Origin of the sequence: Mesorhizobium sp. B2-6-4, from assembly GCF_006441495.1 — a bacterium.
In the GTDB taxonomy this organism is placed as follows: domain Bacteria; phylum Pseudomonadota; class Alphaproteobacteria; order Rhizobiales; family Rhizobiaceae; genus Mesorhizobium.
Window position 1 is genome coordinate 86,038 of record NZ_VFUE01000001.1, and the last position, 19,352, is coordinate 105,389.

Genomic DNA, 19,352 nt, shown 5'->3' on the forward strand with positions numbered 1-19,352 from the left:
ACATATCTGATTGAGGGTACTTGTCCGCCAGTTGCCGATGCCATATCGATGGCCAAACGGCGGTTCTGGAGGTGTAAATGTCCAAGATCAATGGTGCGAAGCGGCTACGCTCGCGCGAGTGGTTCGACAATCCGGACAATCCCGGCATGACGGCGCTCTACCTCGAACGCTATCTGAACTATGGGCTGACCCGCGAAGAACTGCAGTCCGGAAAGCCGCTTATCGGCATCGCCCAGACGGGCTCGGACCTGTCACCTTGCAACCGGCATCATATCGAGCTCGCCAAGCGCGTGCGCGACGGCATTGTGGCCGCCGGCGGCGTGCCGCTGGAATTCCCGGTCCACCCGATCCAGGAGACAGGCAAGCGGCCCACCGCCGCGCTCGACCGCAACCTCGCCTATCTCGCTCTCGTCGAGTTGCTTTATGGCTATCCGCTGGATGGCGTCGTGCTGACCATCGGCTGCGACAAGACCACCCCGGCGCTGCTGATGGCCGCGGCCACCGTCAACATTCCAGCCATAGCGCTGTCCGTCGGCCCGATGCTGAACGGCTGGCACAAGGGCGAACGCACCGGCTCCGGCACGGTCGTGTGGAAGTCACGCGAAAGGCTGGCGGCAGGAGAGATCGACTACGACCAGTTCATGGACATCGTCGCTTCATCGGCGCCGTCCGTCGGCTACTGCAACACGATGGGCACGGCGACGACGATGAACTCGCTGGCCGAGGCGCTCGGCATGCAGTTGCCGGGCTCCGCCGCCATTCCAGCACCCTATCGCGAGCGCGGCCAGATCGCCTACCAAACCGGCAAGCGCATCGTCGACATGGTGCGCGAGGACTTGAAACCCTCCGACATCATGACGCGGGAAGCCTTCGAGAACGCCATCGTCGTCAATTCTGCCATCGGCGGCTCGACCAATGCGCCGATCCACCTCAACGCCATCGCGCGGCATCTCGGCGTGTCGCTGACCGTCGATGACTGGCAGAAGGTCGGTCACCACGTTCCGCTGATCGTAAATCTCCAGCCGGCCGGTGAATATCTCGGCGAGGACTATCATCATGCGGGCGGTGTGCCGGCCGTGGTGGCAGAGCTGATGAAGGCCGGCTTGCTGCCGCATCCTGGAGCCATGACCGTCAACGGCCGCACGATCGGCGACAATTGCGCCGCGGCGGAGAATCTCGACGGCAAGGTCATCCGTACCGTGGCCAATCCGCTCAGGAAGGAAGCCGGCTTCATCAACCTGAAAGGCAATCTGTTCGATTCCGCAATCATGAAGACGTCGGTCATCTCGCCGGAGTTTCGCGACCGCTATCTGTCAAATCCGCGAGACCCCGATGCCTTCGAGGGCGTCGCCGTCGTCTTCGACGGTCCGGAAGACTACCACCGTCGCATTGAGGATCCGTCACTCGGCCTGAACGAGAATACCATCCTGTTCATGCGCGGAGCCGGCCCTGTCGGTTATCCGGGCGGCGCCGAAGTCGTGAACATGCAGCCGCCGGCCTACCTGCTGAAGGCGGGCATCCACTCGCTGCCCTGCATCGGCGATGGCCGTCAGTCCGGCACTTCCGGCTCTCCATCGATCCTCAACGCCTCGCCCGAGGCGGCCGTCGGTGGTGGCCTTGCGCTGCTGCGTACGGGTGACCGGGTACGCATCGACCTGCGCAAGGGGACCGCCGACATCCTCGTGTCGGACGACGAGATCAAGCGCCGTCGCGTCGACCTGCAAAACAAGGGCGGCTATGCATATCCGAAGCATCAGACACCCTGGCAGGAGATCCAGCGGTCAATGGTTGACCAGTTGTCCGAGGGAATGGTTCTGAAGCCGGCGGTGAAGTACCAGAACATCGCCGTCACCAGCGGCCTGCCGCGCGACAATCATTAGAACAGTTCCTACTCTGCGTTCAAGATCGGTGCTCGATTGGCGAAGAACTGTGACTGATCTGGAATTAGGGCCTGAAGATGCGCTATGATTTGTATTCACGCGGGCGACGGAACTCCGGATCCGGTGCCGGCTTCTGCTCTGGGGTTTGACCGGAATGGCTTATCCTTTCACCGCGGCGATCCGCGGCTTGGATGACTGGATCGCGGGACCGGCCTCCCTGCTGGATGAACTTGCGCGCGTCAAATCCAGCAGCCGCGTGGTCGCGCGGGTCGCGGACGATGGGAGCGCGTTTGAAATCGAGCCGGCGACCAGCCGAAAGCCGTCAGCACCCCTGTTGATACTGATTTCTCCAGACACGCAGGCGCCGGCCGCATTGCGCGCCGCGGTGAATGGAAAGGCGGTCCATCTCGGCATCCCGGCGAGCTGGGTGATCGCGCGCCGGATCGAACTGCCGATGGAGGCTGCCAGCCACGTCGAAGGCATCGTTACGTCGCGGATGGGCGCGCTTTCGCCATTGCCTGCTTCCGATATCTATTTCGGCCACAGGGTCCTCGGGATCAGCCGTGAGGCGCGGCAGATCACCGTCGCCGTCGCAATCGTTCCGAGGTCGCGTGTCGCTGCTGCCTTGGCCTGCCTGAATGTGGCCGAGGCCCGCCAGGTCGTGATCTCGGCGCCGTTTCCGGAAGGCGATGCCGTGGAAGTATTGACACAGCGGCAACGGGTCACCGGCACGCGTGGCCGGATAAAGTTTGTCCTTGCCGGAGTTCTGGGCGTAAGCCTAGTCGCTGCAGTCACGGCTCCGGCGGTGCGGCCGATGATCCAGAACAACTATGCCGAGCGCCGCGCCGCCGTCGAGATCCGGGCCGAGAAGGCGCGCCAGGCAATCGCGCTGGCGGCGACTCCGGACAAGGCTGAAACAGCGCCTGAGCAGGAGGCGCGGAATATCAAGGACGACGCGATAAGCGCGCTGGGAGCATTGGACGACCTGGCTCAGGTTTTGCCGACGCATTCCTATGCCATTGAGGTGTCCTTCGCCAATGGCCGCATGCGTCTCTCGGGCCGGACCAAGGACCTACCCGAAGTACTGACCGCGCTGGAATCATCGGGTCGCTTCGAAGACAGCAAGCTGGTCGGATCGGCCCTGCGCGGCGAGGATGGCGTTACCTCGGAGTTCGAGGTCGATACCCGCCCGCTCATCCGCACGGGAGGTTCGCTGCGATGAGGACGACACCCCTGTGGCGCGACACGCGGCTTCAATCCCTGGTCGTCATGGCCCTGCTGGTCGTCGGAGCTCTTGTACTCGTCGCCGATACGCTGCTGTCCTGGCGCGCGGAGGCGGGCGCGCTGGCGCTCTATGAGGAACGTACCGCCTTGCTCGAAAGCAAGGCGTCCACTTCCCCGGTTCCCCAAGGCGCGAACCAGGCTCTGGATCCCGGCGAGGGCAAGATTCTTCTCGATGCGCAAACCAGTGGGCTCGTCTCGGCCGAATTCCAGAGTCTGCTCTCCAACCGCGTTGAACGCGTGGGTGCCGTTATCCGGCGCGTCGATGTTCCCACAGACGGTCAGGTCGCCGATATAGGCGATCCTCAGTTGGAGTCTTTGGAACGCATTCGTTTAACTGCCGATATCGAGGTTATGGAGCAATCGCTGCCCGATCTCATGTATGCCATCGAGGCAAGCTCGCCCGTCATGGTCGTTGATAGCTTCAGGCTTCGGTTGAACCGAAACGTCGATCTGGGGGGAAATCAGACCTCGGGTTCCATGGATCGGCCGCTGTCGCTGAACGTCATGCTGTCGGCCTTCCGGGAGAAGGGACCCCAGTCATGATGACCATGCTGGGCGCGACAATGATGCTCGCCGCCATCGCGGCCTCTTCGAGCCTGTCCTTCGGCGCAGAAAAGCTATCGGTCAGGGAACGCCAGGTGAGCGACTATGCGGCGCTTCGGGATCGGCCCCTGTTCTCGCCGGACCGGACTGCCCCGATCGCGTTCGGTGCCCCCGAGCCGGAACCTATTGTCGTGCAGCCCGAGCCGGAACCCGAGCCCCCGCCTGCCGCGGCGCCCGAGTGGCAATTGGTTGGCATCGTGCGGTCGGAAAGGCTCAACAGCGCGACCTTCACCACCCCGGCCGAAATGGCGGCCTTCACGCTGCGCACGGGGGAAAGCCGGGAAGGTTGGACCCTGAAGGAAGTCGGCCAGTTCGAAGTCAAGCTCGATGGAGCGGGAGGACGCGCCTCGCTGCGGTTTTCGGATGAGGCAAGCGGTGAACAAATGTTGCCACCGGAGGAGCCGGTGCCCACGCCTTCAGGGGGTTGATCCAAATGGAGTGGTTGCACATTCCGAGCCTCCGGCAGGGATTAATGGAGCGAGTTTCTTTCACAGACAGCAATCAGGAACGAACGTCTCCAGTAGAGGCGTACAGTTAGGAAATTTGGCCTCCATGGTCTCCACGGCATTCGCATACAAGGCTTTGAATGGCGAGGGTCGTCTCGAACTCGGGCGGATCGATGCGTCCGATTCCGACGATGCCGTCCAGAAGCTCGGGGCGCGCGGGCTGATCCCGGTAAGTGTCGAACCGAGGCAGTCTGCATCGCGCGCACCGCTGTTTTCGACCCGGATACCGGCGTCGCAGGTCACGCGGCTGCTCTCCGACCTGTCGATCATGCTGAATGCGGGGATCCGGATCGACGAAGCGCTGGCGATCATGGAAAAGGAATTCGACAGCGGCAGGCTTCAGCCCGTGGTTGCCGGCATTCGCACCGACCTGGCGTCGGGCAACTCGTTCTCCAGAGCGCTGGAAGCCTGGCCCGCTCTGTTCCCGGCGTTCCAGGTCGCCATGGTTCGTGTCGCGGAGACCTCCGGCAAGTTACCCACCCTCCTGTCGCGCATCGTGCAGGAGCGCCAGCATTTCGAGGCATTGCGGGCCAAAGTCAGCGAGGCGCTGCGGTATCCGGCAGTCCTGTTTGCCGGCACGATCTGCGTACTGGTCTTCTTCCTGGTGGGGGTCGTTCCTCAGTTCGAACCGATGCTCATGCAGAGCGGCAAGAAGGACACGCTGATGGTGGTGATGTTCGCGGTCTCGAATTTCCTGCGCGCTTATGGGCTGGTCCTTTTGCTTGCGGCTTCGATACTCGTATTGCTGGGGTTCGTGGCGGCGCGGCGGGGCCTTCTCTGGGCATGGCTTTGGGGTTTCGCCAAGAAACTTCCGCTTTTGTCGGAGATACCGGGGAGCTATCGGACGGGGCGCTTCGCCCGTCTCCTGGGCATCATGGTCGAGACCGGCGTGGCGGTTCCTGTGGCTTTCAAGCTCATCAGCGATACCGTCGACCACGGCGAGGCCGCGCGGGCACGCGCGCAGCAGGCGTCCGACGCGCTGAGGCAGGGGAATAGGCTTGGCCATGCGCTTGAGATTCTTCAGCTTCCCCCGCTGGCGGTGCGCATGTTGAGGCTCGGCGAGCAAAGTGGCGAACTCGCAGGGCTGGCCTATCGTGTCGCCGACTTCTATGAAGTGCGGCTGGAGCGTTCGCTGTCCCGTATCGTCGGGCTTGTCGGCCCTGCGGCAGTGGCAACCATCAGTATCTTGATCGGTGGTATGATCGTGTCGATCATGTCCACCCTCATGTCATTCAACGACATGGTCCGCTAGGAGGCTGTTTGCATGAGCGTTCATTTCGCAGTTGGTCCCAATCTCATGCAGCGCAAGCGTGCCCGGCGCCGCGAGGCAGGCTTTACGCTGATCGAGATGCTGGTCGTGCTGGCCATCATCGGCCTGATCTCGGCGCTCGTCGGTCCTCGTGTTCTCGCGCAGTTGTCCGACTCGCGCGTGCGTGCGGCGAAGCTTCAGATCGAGGCGTTTTCCAGCGCGCTCGACATCTTCTACATCGATGTCGGCCGTTATCCGGTGCAGGCCGAGGGGCTGGGAGCGCTGGTGCGCAAGCCCTCGACCATCCAGGTCTGGAACGGGCCATACGTTCGCGGCGAGACCGTTCCGCTCGATCCGTGGGGCCATGAATACAGATACGCAAGCGACGGAAAGACGTTCAACATCACCACCGACGGGCCCGGTGGGCGCGGCTCCAATGTGTCCGCCCAGCCCTAAGGGCAACAGCAACCGCAAAAGGACGCAACGCGGTGTCGTGCTGCTCGACGTGGTCGCGGCGCTTGCGATCGTCGCTCTCGCGGCCTTCGTGCTGATGCCGCGCCCGCGTTCCAGCATCGGGGCTGCCGAGCTTTCTGGCGAGGCGGTTCGTGTCAGCGGGGAGTTCCGCAAGGGCAGAGCGAAGGCGCTGACCACGGGCAGCGTCGCCGACGTGAGGGTCGATCCGGGAAACAAACGCATCCAGGTGGATGGCGCCAATCCGATCTCGATCAGGGATGGGGTGGCCATGAACTGGGTCACGTCGGACCGGTGTCCCATACGAGGCGGAACCAGAGCCTTGCGCTTCCTTGCCGACGGACGGTCGTGTGGGGGCGTCATGACACTGTCCGCCAGCGGCCGGGAGATCGAACTGCGCGTCGACTGGTTGACCGGCCGCGTGGAAATGAGCCCGAAATGACAGGACGGCGCAGACGCGGCTTCACGCTGATCGAGGTTCTGGCCTCGCTTGCCGTCGCCGTGCTGCTGATCGTTCCGATCGCGCGCATGATCACGGGCACCGCAGGTGCGTTCGCGGGTCTGGAACGATCGACCGAACGCCGTGTCGGCATGCAGGCTGCCATGGCGGCGGCGATGACCCTTAACCCGTTGCGAACGGGCCGGCGCGTGATCGGAGGCTTCACGGTCATCGTGGAACCGTACCGCTTCGAACGCGGCACTGCCCTGGCTCGCGCCGGATGGCAGCTTTACTCCGTCACCGTTCGCAGCACCGACGGATCGGATGACGACGCGATGCAGACCGTGCGCCTCGGCAAGCGGCAATGACAAGGAAACGCAGCGCTCGGGCCGGCTTCACGCTGATCGAGGCATTGGCTTCGCTGGTGCTTGCGACGATGCTGTTTGGCGGGCTGGCACTCTACACCGGAACCTGGCTGCGCCAATGGCAGGGGATAATCGCCAGAGGCGGGCAGGAGGACACGGTGGCGGTGATTCTCGACCGGATGGTCGAGGATCTGGAGGCGGCGCAGCCCGGCTATTCCAACCCGGAGGGAGCCGCTGCGATCCGCTTCACCGGCCATGCCGACGAGGTCACCTTCGAGCGCCCAGCGCTCGGCTACGAGCCGCGTGCGGGACTTGATGACATCACCTATTCGATGGGTCGGGCCGGAGCCGACGAGGCCCTCATTCGTGCCCGCCGCGATCACAGGATGGGCGAGGGCGGGGAGGATCTTCCGCTGGTGCGAGGCGATCTGAAGCTTTCGTTCAGCTATGCCGGGCCGGACGGCGCGCTCAGCCCCGAATGGACAAGCACCAACCGCATGCCGTCACTCGTCCGTATCGAGATATCCGGCAGTTCTCCGCGTCCCTGGCGGCAATGGGCCTATGCGCGGTTACGCGTCGAGCTGCCCGCGCGTTGCGGCGCGGCCGAAGCGCTCGCGCCGTGTCTGCAGCGCTACGGCATCGGCTTCTGAACTCCGCAGGGCTGTACGATTGGCGCCGATAACAGGCTTGCAAAACAGTGTGGCATGCAGACGGCGCAAGGCTGCCGCTGGCTATCGACATTCGCGGGCTCTGTCGCAAATCGTTCTTTTGTTTTCGCGTCGCTGATCAGGCTGCCAGGATCTCGAACTGCTCGGCGATCGAGGGAGATGGATTGTAGGCAAACCTCGCCTGCTGTCTGCGCATCATGTGAACCATCTCCATGCCAGTGAGAATAACCTCGGCGGTCGCATTCACTTGAAGCCGAACATGGAGTGGATGCGGCGCTTGACGCGTCGATGGTTCTGTTCGATCCAATTATTGAGGTACTTGCTGTTGCGGATGTGAATCGGCTTCGGTGAACGTCGCGGGCGGTCCCGCAGACGGCTTTCAGCATCGCAGGAAATGACCGCCTCGCGGTTGGTTTGGCTGCCGTCGATGACAATGCGTTCCGGCCTGCCGTAACCCAGCGGCGACCGAAGGTCGTCTCGATTTCCTGCAATGCCTTGCTCGCCCGGTTGCGTCAACGCGACCTGCTGCGAGGCTTTGAGGAGCGAGCCATGCTCGCCCAGCGCGAGTAGGAGCCGCAACTGTTTCAGGTGGATCCTGGAAACGATCGAGTGGAGCGGTGGGGCCATGCCTGGGTTGAGTAAACGTTATACCGAGATCACATCTTCTCAGTTGTCGCGCGAGCGAATGCTGCAATACTCCGGCCGGCCAAGTCTCTGCGGCGATCACGATTAATGAGTTTCGCTGTTCAGGCCCAGATCCAAACAATCCCGAATGCGCTGGCCCGAATGCGCTGGTCTAAAAATATCAGGAGGAGAACGTAATGACAGTCAGCCGACGCTCATTGTTGAAGGCCGGCGCCGGAATCGCCGCCGCAGGGGTGGCCAGCAGCATATTGCAGCCGAGCATTGCCAATGCCGCGGACCCGCGCGTAGCCGATATCGTCGTTGTGGGTTGCGGCTCGGCGGGCCTCGGGGCCGCAGTCGCCGCCGCAGAGGCGGGCGCGTCGGTTATTGTCCTCGAGGCGCAACCGCACATCGGGGGACGTGGCATCGTCAGCTCAGGCAACATTCCCCTGGGAGGCGGAACCCCTGCCCAGATGGCGGCCGGCATCGCGGACTCGCCAGACCTCCTGTATCGCGACCTTACCGACTGGTCCATCGTCCAGGCGAACGGCTTTCCGAGCTACCGCTATAACGATCGCGAGCTGATCCGGGCATTTGCCGACGTCAACGTCGACCTTTACAACTTTCTGGTCCGCCATGGCGTCGTGTGGACGACATCCAGGCCCGACAATGTCGGCGGCAATGAGGTCGGCAACTCGGTGAACCGTATGATGCATACGGCGATCATGAACTACGTCTCGGTCCGGACCGGCTTGCCGGTAGCCGCGAGCCAACAGCGGACGACGTCTCAAGGGCCCGGCTTCATATATCCGCTGGAGGCCGCGGCAAAGGCGCGTGGCGTGAAGATCCTGCTGAATTACCGTTTGGAGTCACTGCTGCGGACGAAAGCGGGCGTGGTCGGGGTCGTAGCCTCCAATCAGGGCCGCCTCGTTAACATTCAGGCACGCAAGGGCGTAGTGATTGCGAGTGGCGGCGGAAACGGCAATGTGGAATACCGCCGACAGTTCGACCCACGGCTCACCGCGGAGTACTGCGGCGTCGCTGGCGAGCCCTATTCCTTCCAGGACGCCAGCGGCATACTCGCAGGGCTGAATGTCGGCGCGTCGCTCGCGGGCACGTACAACCAGACTGGAGAGTTCGGCACTAACATCACCAAGCCAACCGCCATCGGAACGCGGTACAACTACTCGTTCCTGCAGTGGGGGCCCAATAGCCCTGTCTTCCACCTTGCGAAAGCTTCGGGACTAGCCAACGTCAACAACCAGAACGTTATCCATGTAAACATGATCGGGAGGCGGTTCTACGACGAAACGGGAGGTCAATTCGGGACGAACAGCGCTGGCTCGGTCAACCCGTACACTCAGGGCAGCTACCTGAACGCCAAGAACATCACATACAACCCGCAAAACTGGATCAACGCCGCTCTGGCTGGAATCGGCGACGGCCACAACGGCGGTGGCCCGATCTGGGCCATCTTCGATGCAGATGCCGTGGCCCGCCAGAGATGGAATGTGGCGCCGCCCTTCGTCGATCCCGATGGATTCTTCTTCCAGGCAAACACGCTGGAGGAACTCGCACAGAAGATCGTCATGCCGCATCAGCGGGTTCCGATGCCGGCAAGCAACCTGGTCGAAACGGTGACGCGGTACAACAGCTTTGTTGACGCGGGTGCCGACGCCGACTTCGGCAAACCGACACCCCAATACAAGATCCAACGGGGCCCCTTCTATGCCGCCTGGTCGACGCCGGTGATCCACGACGCCCGGTCCGGCCTGCGCATCAACGGCTCAAGCCAGGTCCTCGACTATGCCGCTCAGGTGATTCCCGGCCTCTACGCCGCCGGCGAAGCTGCTGGCGGATTCAGTCAGCACGGGAACGGTCGAGCTCTCTCTCAGGGCATCATCGCAGGAAGGCACGCAGCCTCCAGTTCGTATTAGCAGGACTACGGCTCTCAACAATAGTCCCGCCAGGCCTCTCGGTCCGGCGGGACTACCTGTTCCGCAGACCCGAGGCCAGTGATTCCAGCACCGGCGGCATGGGGAACTTGGCCATGCGCGCGACACAGGCCTGCGCGATGCGCCGGCCGTTGGCCACCGAGCCGATGAAGCTGATCGCGTTGACGCGTTTGTCGTCCAGCAGCACCTGGCCCACTTCGGAGCCGCGGCCCATCACCAGGTTGAACACCCCCGCTGGCAGGCCGCGCGGTGCAGGATGTCGGCGATGGCCAGGCGCTGCCGTGTGCGAGATCGGCGGGCTTGAGCACCACGGCGTTGCCGCAGGCCAAGGCCGGGGCGATCTTCCAGGCGGGGATCGCGATGGGAAGTTCCAGGGCGTGATCAGGCCCATGACGCCTACGGGCTCGCGGGTGACTTCCACGCCGACGCCGGGCGCACGGAAGGCACCACGTCGCCGCCGACACGCAGCGCTTCGCCGGCAAAGAACTTGAAGATGTTGCCGGCCCGTGCCACCTCGCCGATGGCCTCGGGCAGGGTCTTGCCTCCCTCGCGGGCGAGCAGGTCGCCCAGTTCGGCCTTGCGCGCCAGGATCCCGGCGCCGGCGGCGTCGAGGATGTCGAAGCGCTGCTGCGGGGTGGACAGGCCCCAGGCGGACCGGGCCTGGGTGGCTGCGGCGATGGCCTGCCTGGCTTGGGCCGCCTCGGCTTGCGTGAACTCGCCAATGACGTCGTGCGTGTCCGAGGGGTTGATGTTGCGCGAGACGCGAGGGCCTTCGACCCACTCGCCGCCGATCAGGTTGTTGAACATAGTGTGCTTGCTTCCTAAAGGCTGGCTTCGAGCATCGCTTCATAACCGGTGTCGGATGCAACGCGCGGGTTGGTCAGGTGGCTGTGGTCCTTCAAGGCGCCCCGGACGATGTCGGGGAACATCGCGCGCCACGCCCAGTTGGGCCAAGCCCGTCGGCAAGCCGAGCCGCTTGGTCATGGCGCGCACGGACGGCCCCCCTCGGCCCCGCTGGCCAGGTCCATCGCCTTGCCCATGCGGCACCCTGGCGGATACAGCGCTGACCGGCGCGGTCGCGCCGACCTGATGCTCAGGACTGGCGATGGACCAATTCGTCGATCAGCAGTTTGGCGGCGGGCGGAACCCACGCCCCCTTGCGGGTGACGAGCTCATAGGCCTCGCTTCGCGACGCCAGGGCCAGCGGCAGGATGCGCGTCATCTGCCGGTGCGCGAAGAACTGCGCGACTTCGATTGACACCAGGGCCACGAAGGACGGGTTGGCCTGCAGCAGCGCCAGCGTCGCAAAAGCGGAGGTCGTCTCGAGCAGGTGCTGCGGGAACCGGATCCCGCAATCGCGGTATTCGCGTTCGAGCAAGAGCCGCATCGGCATGTTCGCGCGGTATACCACCCATCGGTATGGCGCCAGCTCCTGCAGGGTGAGCTTCTTCGCGTGCCGGAGCGGATGGCCGACGTTCGCGATCACCGCGAGCGTTTCATCCTGGAGCTTCACGCTGTCGTAGACCTGCGGCGCCTGGCTGATGGTCGTGCGGCAGATCGCCAGGTCGAGCCGGCCGGCTTCGAGCTGGGCCAGCAGGGCGGCGCTGGTGTCCTCGACGATCTCGACGGACAAGTCGGCCTGCCGCGCAACGAGCGCGGAGATGGCATCGGTGAGCAGCGGCACCGCGCCCATGATGACGCCGGCCGCCACCCGCCCGCCCTGGCCACGCATGATTCCGACGATCTCGTCGCGCAGGTGCGCGAGATCCGTCTGGATCAGGCGCGCATAGCGGATCACGCAATGGCCTACGGCATTGGGCTCCAGGCCCCGGTTGGTGCGAACGAACAGCGGCGTGCCGAAGGTCGTCTCGATTTCCTGCAATGCCTTGCTCGCGCCCGGTTGCGTCAACGCGACCTGCTGCGATGCCTTCAAAAGCGAGCCGTGCTCGCCCAGCGCGACTAGGAGCCGCAGCTGTTTCAGGTGGAGCCTGGAAATGATCGAGTGGAGCGGTGGGGTCATGCCTGGATTGCGTAAATGTTATATCGAGATCACATCGACCGCAAGGATTTCAAATGAAGATCATTGGCGGTCCTCCGCCAGATTTGGTCCCATCTTCCGCCAAGTCGCCAAACGGAAACTTGGCCAAGTCTATCATCGGGTCGATCTTGCTATACCTGCAAACGACATTTGAATAGCGGCTTCGATCCTGCCAACCCTGGCAAACGGCAATGCCCTTGACGCGAACGATCGCCCAGTTTTCCGACAAGTTCGTCGCGGGCTAGATCGCCGAATTCCGGGCTGTCGAGCCAAGGGGCAAGGTCGTGTATGTCATAGCGCAGCTCGGGCAGGGGTGCCGGATCCACAAATTTGCGGACCCCATCCTCGTGGGGAATTTCCCCAACCTGACCATTGTCAAATCGTGGCAAAATTAGCCACCGTACTCAATCGGTTACACCGCTCGTTTCTCCTGTGACGCCGCCGGCCATCGCCTTGATGTCATCGACCAGGCTTTTGAGGATTTCAATCTCGATATCCTCGGCATCGGTATAGTCGCGTTCCCGAACTCTCACTTTCGCGGCTAGGCCTTCAATGGTTTTCGCCCTGGTCTTCATGACCTTATCGAGCGCACGGCCGAAGGCCACTGCCCTTTTCTCCTCCTTCTTTTCCGCCTTTGCGATGCGCGACATGAGACGCGATTTGAGGCGGTCAATCGCCTTTTCGAATTTCTCCTCAACTGCCGCCGTCCGGTCCGTCGCCTTGTTCCATCGATCGCTCGCGGCGTTGAATTTGGCTTCGAGCCGGAGGAGCTTGGCGTCGGGATTCCTCGCCTTGGCGCCCATCATCTCGCCTTCCCTGCGGGTCGCTTGCTATCCGAGGCCGCGGCAGCGACGACGGCCGATTTGAGGCTCGACAAGAAAGACATGGTTCCTCCAATCCGGTTCGCAACGGAAGCCCACAGGGACCGGCATTGCTGTTTAATGTTTGACGAAAACTGCTCGTTTTTCAATTTCTCCTGACCAAGGTTGACCGCATTTGATTAGCATATGCGGTCAAAATCAGTCAAAATAATTCCAATGGAGCCAAACGGTGGGAAATCGCCCACCAAAATGACAAACGATTGGGCTCGCTGGATGGATTGGTGATATTTGCGGGACATCGCTCGCGTGATTCAGGCGAGCGCGTTTGCGGCACCGTGCGGAGATACAAACGTGGCTAGGAATGTCCGAAAATCAGCGGTGGAAGACATGGCGCCCTCGGCGTCCGCCGGGTCACGGGAAGACGATAGCGGGCGCGGACGGGTCGATTTGATTCCGGCCAAGCGTCATGCCTTCATTCTCGAATGCCTTAAACGGCAAGGAGCTGTAGGCGTTCAGGAACTCATCGATCTCATTGGCGCATCGCCTTCGACCATCCGGCGCGACCTCGAGATGCTTGAACGGCAGGGAGCACTGGAGCGAACGCATGGCGGGGCGATGCTTCAGCGCACGGAACTCGCCACCTTCGAGCCGGATCTCGCCACCGCGGCGCATTTCGCCAGGGCAGAGAAAGAGGCCATCGGTGCCGCCATGATGTCGGAACTCCGCGCCGGCCAAAGCGTCATTTTCGACGCAAGCACGACCGTGCTGGAAGTCGCCCGCGCCATCGCCGCGGCGCCTATTCCGCTTACCGCCGTTACCAACAGCCTCGCGATCGCGCAGATACTTGCAACCGTGCCGGAAGTACGCCTCGTCATGCTTGGAGGCACCTGCAAGCCAGGCTCACTGACCCTGGTCGGCCAGCCCGGCGAGAATTTCCTGCGAACCATCCACGCCGATGTGGCCATTCTTGGGACCCATGCCATCACCGGAGACATGCTCACGGAGACCTCGCTAGAGGTTGCGGCGATGAAGCAGGCGATGATCGCGGCGGCGCGCCGTGTCGTCGTGCTTGCGGACAATTCGAAGTTCACTGCCCCCAATTTCTGCACCATCTGCCGTCTGGCCGATGTCCACCAGATCATTACCGACGAGGGCATCGATCAGGCTCACCTCACCAATCTTCGGACGCTCGATGTGAACGTCCGCGTCGTGCGCGTCAGCCGTCCAGGTTCTTCAGTTGAGCGCTCTTGAGATTGCGGATATCCGGGTCGTAGCCGACGACCTGACCGGCGCCCTGGACAGCGCGGTTTCTTTCGCGTCGCCTGGCCACGGCATTGGGGTGAGCTGGCGACTGGACGTTCCGTTTTCGGAGCGCATGGCTGTCGATGTCGCCACACGAGAGGGCGCCGAGGCCACGGCCGTCGCGAGGCACCGGGCGCTCGCGCCATGGCTCGCCGCCGGACAGCTGAGTTTCAAGAAGATCGACAGCCTTTTGCGCGGTCACGTCATCGCCGAAATAGAAGCCTGCATCGTCGAGGGGACGTACCAGCGCGTTGTGCTGGCGCCTGCTTTCCCGTTTCAGGGGCGCGTTACGCGCGTCGGACGCCAATGGCGGCTCGATCGCCCCGAAATGGTAGGTCCCGACCTCCTCGCCGACCTCGGCCAGCGCTTTTCGGTCGGGCGTTCAACACCGGGGGTACGGTCGGCTCATTTCATCACCCTCTACGACGCCGAAACGGACACGGACCTGGACAAGATCGTCGCAACGGCCGGAATGCCGGAGGCACGGATCTTGTGGGTCGGTACAGGCGGCTTGGCGGCGGCACTCGCCCGGCACATGAAAGCACCGCAGAAGCCTGCTCTTGCGTTATCCGGGCCGTTCCTTGGCCTTGTCGGCACAAATCACGAGATCACGGCGGGACAGGTGGCCGTCTTTGCCGCCGGGCATGCGGATGCGCATATCGTCGTCGAACGCGACATCGACAAAGCGAAAAAGCGCTTGGCGGAGCGTATGATGCAAGGCGCGCCATCAATTGTCAGCGTCGCTGCATCGGGTGATCGCCACGCGGTGGCGGATCATATCGGCAAGGTGTTTGCCTCGCTTCTCGAAGGTTTGCCAAGGCCCGGCACGTTGCTCGTCACTGGCGGCGAAACATTGCGGTCGGTGTGCGACAGCCTAGGCGCCGTCGAACTCACGGTCGAAAGCGAGATCGAGCCGGGGCTGCCGGTTTCCGTCATCAAAGGCGGCGTTTTCGAGGGGCTGGCCACGATTTCGAAATCGGGCGCGTTCGGCGACAGCGCCCTGCTCTGCAGGCTTGCCGCTCTCGCGCGTCCCTGATCAAAACGATCGCCGGCGAAGCCGCGGTACATCCGCCTTGCCGGTCAAATAGCGTCAAAAAGCACTGCGAAGCCGGGTGTGGTCGAGATTTCAGCCCGCAAAGGGAGAGATGCGAGCCCGATCAGCCGTGAAGTTTGATTGCGAATGATCGCGAAAGAAAACTATTGCGCATATATGGCCAGAAGGATTAGAAGATGATCACAATTGACCGATATGGAGTGTTTATGTCTGGTCCAAGGCTCGGCATCACTATGGGTGATCCCGCGGGCATCGGCCCCGAGATCATCGCGAAGGCATGCGCACGGCTGAAACCGCGCCTGGCCGACGGGTCACTGTCGCTTCTCATCATCGGCAGCGCCACCGCGATGCGCGCGATGGAGTCCATTTCAGGACGTATCGAGCGGGAAGAACCGTCGGCTTCGGCCGCCAGACCTTTTCCGCCCGTGGCCATTCTTGAGGCCGGACCAGAGCGGACACCCATAGAGACAGGCGTCATGTCGGCCGAAGGCGGGCGCCTTGCCTACCTGGCCATCGAGAAGGCTGTTCGCCTGGCCCAGGCCGGCTCGATTGCGGGTATCGTTACGGCCCCCCTCAACAAGGAAGCGCTCAACCTGGCCGGCTATCACTATGCCGGCCATACCGACATGCTGGCAGAACTGACAGGCGCACGCGATTCCGTGATGATGCTTGCCCATGGGGATTTTCGCGTCAGCCATGTCTCGACCCATGTGGCGCTGGCTCAGGTTCCATCGAAACTGACCGAACCCCGATTGCGGCGGGTGATCCAGTTGACCGTCGAGGCATTGCAGGGCCTCGGCATTGCGCATCCGCGCATTGCGATTGCCGCGCTCAACCCGCACGCTGGCGAAGGCGGCATTTTCGGTCGTGAGGATATCGACATCACGACTCCGGTCGTCGCCTCTTACACATCGCCCGATTTCACCGTGGTTGGACCTGTTCCGGGCGACACGGTCTTCGTCAAGCTACGTGCCCGTCAGTATGATGCGGTGGTCGCGATGTATCACGATCAGGGCCATGTTCCGGTGAAGCTGCTCGGCTTCAATGTCGATCCCGCGACCGGTGAATGGAAAGCGCTCTCCGGTGTCAATGTGACGCTCGGCCTTCCGATCATTCGTACCTCCGTCGACCACGGCACGGCCTTCGACATCGCCGGCAAGGGCATCGCCAACGAGGACAGCCTGGTCGAGGCGATCGAGTTCGCCGTCCAGATGGCCGCGGCAAAATCCAAACCTTAGGCGCCGGCACGCCTGCAACGCACGAAGAAGCGGATCGAACCATGGCTGTAGAGACGTCCCATCTCATGCTGATCGACGGCAGATTTGTCACCGGCGAAGCCGGCACGCGCCCGGTGATCAACCCGGCCAACGGCAAGGCTTTTGTCGACGTGCCCGAGGCAAGTCCGGATCAGGCTCGCCAGGCGATAGAGGCAGCCCGTAAGGCGCAGAAAGCCTGGGGGCTCAAATCCCCCCTCGCTCGTGCGGCGATCATGAAGCGGATCGCCGTCTTGATCCGGCAGAACGCCCGGCATCTGGCCGAGGTGGTCGTCAGGGAACAAGGCAAGCCGATCAATGAGGCCATGGGTGAAGTCGGCGGTGCGGCCGAGTTCTTCGACTACTACGCCGAGTTTGCCCGCCGCATTCAAGGTGAGATCCTGCCATCCGACTACGCGGGAGAGCAGGTCTGGATCCAGCGCGTACCCGTAGGCGTCGTCGCCGCCATCATTCCCTGGAATTATCCGAGCGCCCTGGTCAGCCGAAAGGTGGCGCCCGCCATGATCGCCGGCGACACCATCGTCCTCAAACCGCATGAAGACACGCCGCTTTCGGCGCTCGAAATGGCTCGCATCTTTGTGGAAGCGGGCGTGCCGGACGGCGTGGTCAACATCATAACAGGACGAGGCGAAACCATAGGCGAGGTGCTGTGCACGGAACCCGGCGTCGACCTCATCACCATGACCGGAAGCGTGCCGACCGGCAAGCGCATTATGGCGAATGCTTCGCGCAACCTGACGCCCGTTTCGCTGGAGCTTGGCGGCAAGGCGCCCTTCATCGTCCTGGCCGATGCCGATCTCGACCTGGCGGTGCGGTCGGCGGCCACTTCGCGCTACATGAATTGCGGGCAGGTCTGCATATGCAACGAACGCACGCTCGTTCACCGTTCGATTTACGATCAGTTCGTCACGCGCTTCGTGGAGTTCTCGAAGTCGCTGGTCGTCGGTGACCCTATGCAGGCGAATACCGATATCGGTCCCAAAGTCAGCCGTGAGGAATTGGAAAAGGTCGAGGTGGTCCTGGCGGAAGCCGTTGCGGGCGGCGCGAAGCTGGCTCTGGCCGGCGGACGCCCGGCCAAGGCGCCGATCGACGGTGGCTACTGGCTCAATCCGACCGTATTGACCGACGTGACGCCCGACATGCCGATCATGACGCGGGAAATCTTCGGCCCGGTCGTGCCGATCATGCCCTTCGGCACCTTCGAGGAGGCAGTCAGCATCACCAATGCCAGTCGCTATGGCCTGTCGGCCTATCTTTTCACCAACGATCTGGGTCGCGTCATGAACGCCGTCAACGAGGTTTCGTTTGGCGAAATCTATGTGAACCGGATCGGGCCAGAAATGCTGCAGGGCTTCCATGTCGGCTTCCGCGAGAGCGGATTGGGCGGTGATGACGGCGTACACGGGCTCGAGAGCTACATGCGCAAGAAGACGGTCTACGTGAATTACTCGGGTGCCGCCACGGCGGCATTGATGCCTTACGGGCGCTGAACAGCGCCCAGCCAGTACGACCAGCCAGGTCGCTACCCGGCCGCAATGGCCGTTTTATCTCATCGGGAGGAATAAAATGCACTATCGTGGATTCATGGCGGCGGCTTTGGCCGTGGCACTATCAGGACTGGCCGCATCTTCGGCGATCGCCGACGACACCATTCCACCGGAAGCAAAGGCATTGCTTGAGCCGTTGCCCCTGTCGCCGAGAGGCCAACCCGTTCCGGGCTTCCCTGACGGTCCACCGGCGGTGTCGCCAGACGTGCTGAAATTCTCCGATGCCGACCTTGCAAAGCTGAAGGCCGGAAAGTTCACCGCCGGGCTGGTGATGCACACCATGGATGCCGGCTGGCCTCAATTGCAGGTGGCCGGGATCTCGAACACGCTCAAGGATTTTGGCATCGAGGTTGTCGGAACCACCGACGCCAAGTTCCAGCCCGGCCAGCAGATCAGTGATCTCGAGCAGATGATCGCACGCAAGCCGGATGTGATCTTCTCGATCCCGATCGATCCGAAGTCCGAATCCGAAGCCTACAAGAAGGCGGCGGCAGCCGGCATCAAGCTTGTTTTCATGGACAACGTTCCGGTCGATATGGCGCCGGGCAAGGATTATGTGTCCGTTGTCGCTTCCGACAATGAGAAGAACGCCTATTTCGCCGCGCAGGAACTTGTCGGGGCCATTGGTGGCAAGGGCGAGGTCGGCATCATCACGCTGGTCTATGACTATTACTACTCGGTCGCGGCCCGCAAGGTCGGCGCACTCAAGGCATTCGGCGAACACCCCGACATCAAGGTCGCGGACGTCGGTACCTTCACCGCGCCTGAGAAGGCCTACGAGGTCGCCACAGCCATGTTGACGGCGCATCCCGACATGAAGGGCATTTTCGTTGCCTGGGACACGCCCGCGCAGCAGGTCGTGGCAGCGGCCAAGACACTCGGCCGCGACATCGTCATCACCACGAATGACATTGCCGCAGACAGCGCGCTGAACGTTGCACGTGGCGAGTTTCTGGCCGTGGGTGCGCAACGCCCCTATGACCAGGGCGTCGCGGAGGCCAAGGCGGCCGCGCTTGCTCTGCTTGGACATGACGTCCCGCCGTATATTTCGGTACCTACATTGCGCGTCAAGAAGCTCGACCTTCTCAGTGCCCTCAAGCAGGTCACCAAGGAAGATGCGCCGGCTTCGGTGGTGAAAATCTGCAACGGCGAGTGCTTCTAGAGCAGTTCACCGTTTCACGGAAACGGTGAACTGCTCTATCTCTTTGTTTTTGCGCAATTCCGGACGGAAAACCGTACACACGTTTCTTGGAATTGCTCTAGCTCCTTCTT

At 62.6% G+C, this 19,352-nt stretch carries 19 protein-coding genes and 2 pseudogenes; 15 read left to right on the forward strand and 6 right to left on the reverse strand.

Annotated features, from left to right (window positions below):
• Window positions 1–77 precede the first annotated feature (77 nt).
• The 9 genes from FJ426_RS00405 (at window position 78) to FJ426_RS00445 (ending at window position 7,447) form a co-directional block, all read left to right on the forward strand.
• The gene (locus tag FJ426_RS00405; protein WP_140560836.1) at window positions 78–1,880 is read left to right on the forward strand and encodes an IlvD/Edd family dehydratase; all 1,803 of its coding nucleotides are present in this window, start codon (window positions 78–80) and stop codon (window positions 1,878–1,880) included.
• Window positions 1,881–2,067: 187 nt separating this feature from the next.
• Window positions 2,068–3,102 (forward strand): PilN domain-containing protein, encoded by a 1,035-nt coding sequence (locus tag FJ426_RS00410; RefSeq protein WP_140670962.1) that lies wholly within the window; start codon window positions 2,068–2,070, stop codon window positions 3,100–3,102.
• Complete coding sequence (locus FJ426_RS00415) at window positions 3,099–3,707, forward strand: GspMb/PilO family protein (RefSeq protein ID WP_140496491.1); 609 nt, start codon at window positions 3,099–3,101, stop codon at window positions 3,705–3,707. Before FJ426_RS00410 ends, FJ426_RS00415 begins: the two co-directional genes overlap by 4 nt.
• Window positions 3,704–4,195, forward strand: a complete 492-nt coding sequence (locus FJ426_RS00420) for a hypothetical protein (RefSeq protein ID WP_140496494.1) — start codon at window positions 3,704–3,706, stop codon at window positions 4,193–4,195. Before FJ426_RS00415 ends, FJ426_RS00420 begins: the two co-directional genes overlap by 4 nt.
• 10 nt (window positions 4,196–4,205) lie before the next feature.
• Window positions 4,206–5,525 carry a type II secretion system F family protein gene (locus tag FJ426_RS00425; RefSeq protein WP_181169861.1) on the forward strand — a complete coding sequence of 440 codons (1,320 nt, stop codon included), beginning with the start codon at window positions 4,206–4,208 and terminating at the stop codon, window positions 5,523–5,525.
• A 12-nt stretch (window positions 5,526–5,537) separates the two neighbouring features.
• The gene (gene gspG, locus FJ426_RS00430; protein WP_140496499.1) at window positions 5,538–5,978 is read left to right on the forward strand and encodes a type II secretion system major pseudopilin GspG; all 441 of its coding nucleotides are present in this window, start codon (window positions 5,538–5,540) and stop codon (window positions 5,976–5,978) included.
• 37 nt (window positions 5,979–6,015) lie between these two features.
• Window positions 6,016–6,435, forward strand: a complete 420-nt coding sequence (locus tag FJ426_RS00435) for a hypothetical protein (protein WP_140557696.1) — start codon at window positions 6,016–6,018, stop codon at window positions 6,433–6,435.
• Entirely contained in the window at window positions 6,432–6,800 is a 369-nt protein-coding gene (locus tag FJ426_RS00440) for a prepilin-type N-terminal cleavage/methylation domain-containing protein (RefSeq protein WP_140524045.1), read from the forward strand. Before FJ426_RS00435 ends, FJ426_RS00440 begins: the two co-directional genes overlap by 4 nt.
• Window positions 6,797–7,447, forward strand: coding sequence for a prepilin-type N-terminal cleavage/methylation domain-containing protein (locus tag FJ426_RS00445; protein WP_140496507.1), 651 nt, complete (start codon window positions 6,797–6,799; stop codon window positions 7,445–7,447). The genes FJ426_RS00440 and FJ426_RS00445 overlap by 4 nt, the downstream gene beginning before the upstream one ends.
• 136 nt (window positions 7,448–7,583) lie before the next feature.
• Here FJ426_RS00445 and FJ426_RS31655 read toward each other — a convergent pair.
• Window positions 7,584–7,918, reverse strand: a pseudogene (locus FJ426_RS31655) (DDE-type integrase/transposase/recombinase); the annotation flags it as partial.
• A 368-nt stretch (window positions 7,919–8,286) separates the two neighbouring features.
• Here FJ426_RS31655 and FJ426_RS00455 point away from each other — a divergent pair.
• Window positions 8,287–10,026: an FAD-dependent oxidoreductase gene (locus tag FJ426_RS00455; RefSeq protein ID WP_140560898.1), complete on the forward strand. Its 1,740-nt coding sequence runs from the start codon at window positions 8,287–8,289 to the stop codon at window positions 10,024–10,026.
• Window positions 10,027–10,078: 52 nt separating this feature from the next.
• Here FJ426_RS00455 and FJ426_RS31975 read toward each other — a convergent pair whose 3' ends face one another.
• The 5 genes and pseudogenes from FJ426_RS31975 to FJ426_RS00475 all read right to left on the reverse strand — a co-directional run bounded on the left by FJ426_RS31975 (window position 10,079) and on the right by FJ426_RS00475 (window position 12,888).
• Window positions 10,079–10,273 carry an aldehyde dehydrogenase family protein gene (locus FJ426_RS31975; RefSeq protein ID WP_281405476.1) on the reverse strand — a complete coding sequence of 65 codons (195 nt, stop codon included), beginning with the start codon at window positions 10,271–10,273 and terminating at the stop codon, window positions 10,079–10,081.
• Window positions 10,274–10,361: 88 nt separating this feature from the next.
• Window positions 10,362–10,508 (reverse strand): annotated as a pseudogene (locus tag FJ426_RS31980) (hypothetical protein); the annotation flags it as partial.
• A complete protein-coding gene (locus FJ426_RS31985; RefSeq protein ID WP_281405477.1) occupies window positions 10,441–10,851 on the reverse strand; it encodes an aldehyde dehydrogenase family protein in 411 nt (136 codons plus the stop codon). The pseudogene FJ426_RS31980 and the gene FJ426_RS31985, both read right to left, overlap by 68 nt.
• A 286-nt stretch (window positions 10,852–11,137) precedes the next feature.
• A complete protein-coding gene (locus FJ426_RS00470; protein ID WP_140496511.1) occupies window positions 11,138–12,064 on the reverse strand; it encodes a LysR family transcriptional regulator in 927 nt (308 codons plus the stop codon).
• Between the two features lie 422 nt (window positions 12,065–12,486).
• The gene (locus FJ426_RS00475; protein ID WP_140496513.1) at window positions 12,487–12,888 is read right to left on the reverse strand and encodes a hypothetical protein; all 402 of its coding nucleotides are present in this window, start codon (window positions 12,886–12,888) and stop codon (window positions 12,487–12,489) included.
• Between the two features lie 303 nt (window positions 12,889–13,191).
• Here FJ426_RS00475 and FJ426_RS00480 point away from each other — a divergent pair, with 303 nt between their 5' ends.
• The 5 genes from FJ426_RS00480 to FJ426_RS00500 all read left to right on the forward strand — a co-directional run bounded on the left by FJ426_RS00480 (window position 13,192) and on the right by FJ426_RS00500 (window position 19,242).
• Entirely contained in the window at window positions 13,192–14,154 is a 963-nt protein-coding gene (locus FJ426_RS00480; protein ID WP_348642469.1) for a DeoR/GlpR family DNA-binding transcription regulator, read from the forward strand.
• On the forward strand, window positions 14,141–15,241 hold the full coding sequence (locus FJ426_RS00485; protein ID WP_140560838.1) for a four-carbon acid sugar kinase family protein: 1,101 nt from the start codon (window positions 14,141–14,143) through the stop codon (window positions 15,239–15,241). Before FJ426_RS00480 ends, FJ426_RS00485 begins: the two co-directional genes overlap by 14 nt.
• Before the next feature lie 224 nt (window positions 15,242–15,465).
• On the forward strand, window positions 15,466–16,497 hold the full coding sequence (gene pdxA / locus FJ426_RS00490; protein WP_140560839.1) for a 4-hydroxythreonine-4-phosphate dehydrogenase PdxA: 1,032 nt from the start codon (window positions 15,466–15,468) through the stop codon (window positions 16,495–16,497).
• 41 nt (window positions 16,498–16,538) lie between these two features.
• Window positions 16,539–18,023: an aldehyde dehydrogenase gene (gene aldA / locus FJ426_RS00495; protein ID WP_140560840.1), complete on the forward strand. Its 1,485-nt coding sequence runs from the start codon at window positions 16,539–16,541 to the stop codon at window positions 18,021–18,023.
• Window positions 18,024–18,099: 76 nt separating this feature from the next.
• Window positions 18,100–19,242 (forward strand): substrate-binding domain-containing protein, encoded by a 1,143-nt coding sequence (locus tag FJ426_RS00500; RefSeq protein WP_140557683.1) that lies wholly within the window; start codon window positions 18,100–18,102, stop codon window positions 19,240–19,242.
• Window positions 19,243–19,352: the final 110 nt, after the last annotated feature.

Bases quoted from the DNA above. Each gene is read 5' to 3' on its own strand.
- FJ426_RS00420 (WP_140496494.1), top strand. From the start codon at position 3,704: ATGATGACCATGCTGGGCGCGACAATGATGCTCGCCGCCATCGCGGCC.
- FJ426_RS31985 (WP_281405477.1), bottom strand. From the start codon at position 10,851: ATGTTCAACAACCTGATCGGCGGCGAGTGGGTCGAAGGCCCTCGCGTC.
- FJ426_RS00415 (WP_140496491.1), top strand. From the start codon at position 3,099: ATGAGGACGACACCCCTGTGGCGCGACACGCGGCTTCAATCCCTGGTC.
- FJ426_RS00455 (WP_140560898.1), top strand. From the start codon at position 8,287: ATGACAGTCAGCCGACGCTCATTGTTGAAGGCCGGCGCCGGAATCGCC.
- FJ426_RS00470 (WP_140496511.1), bottom strand. From the start codon at position 12,064: ATGACCCCACCGCTCCACTCGATCATTTCCAGGCTCCACCTGAAACAG.
- FJ426_RS00475 (WP_140496513.1), bottom strand. From the start codon at position 12,888: ATGATGGGCGCCAAGGCGAGGAATCCCGACGCCAAGCTCCTCCGGCTC.
- pdxA (WP_140560839.1), top strand. From the start codon at position 15,466: ATGTCTGGTCCAAGGCTCGGCATCACTATGGGTGATCCCGCGGGCATC.
- aldA (WP_140560840.1), top strand. From the start codon at position 16,539: ATGGCTGTAGAGACGTCCCATCTCATGCTGATCGACGGCAGATTTGTC.
- gspG (WP_140496499.1), top strand. From the start codon at position 5,538: ATGAGCGTTCATTTCGCAGTTGGTCCCAATCTCATGCAGCGCAAGCGT.
- FJ426_RS00445 (WP_140496507.1), top strand. From the start codon at position 6,797: ATGACAAGGAAACGCAGCGCTCGGGCCGGCTTCACGCTGATCGAGGCA.
- FJ426_RS00440 (WP_140524045.1), top strand. From the start codon at position 6,432: ATGACAGGACGGCGCAGACGCGGCTTCACGCTGATCGAGGTTCTGGCC.
- FJ426_RS00405 (WP_140560836.1), top strand. From the start codon at position 78: ATGTCCAAGATCAATGGTGCGAAGCGGCTACGCTCGCGCGAGTGGTTC.
- FJ426_RS00500 (WP_140557683.1), top strand. From the start codon at position 18,100: ATGCACTATCGTGGATTCATGGCGGCGGCTTTGGCCGTGGCACTATCA.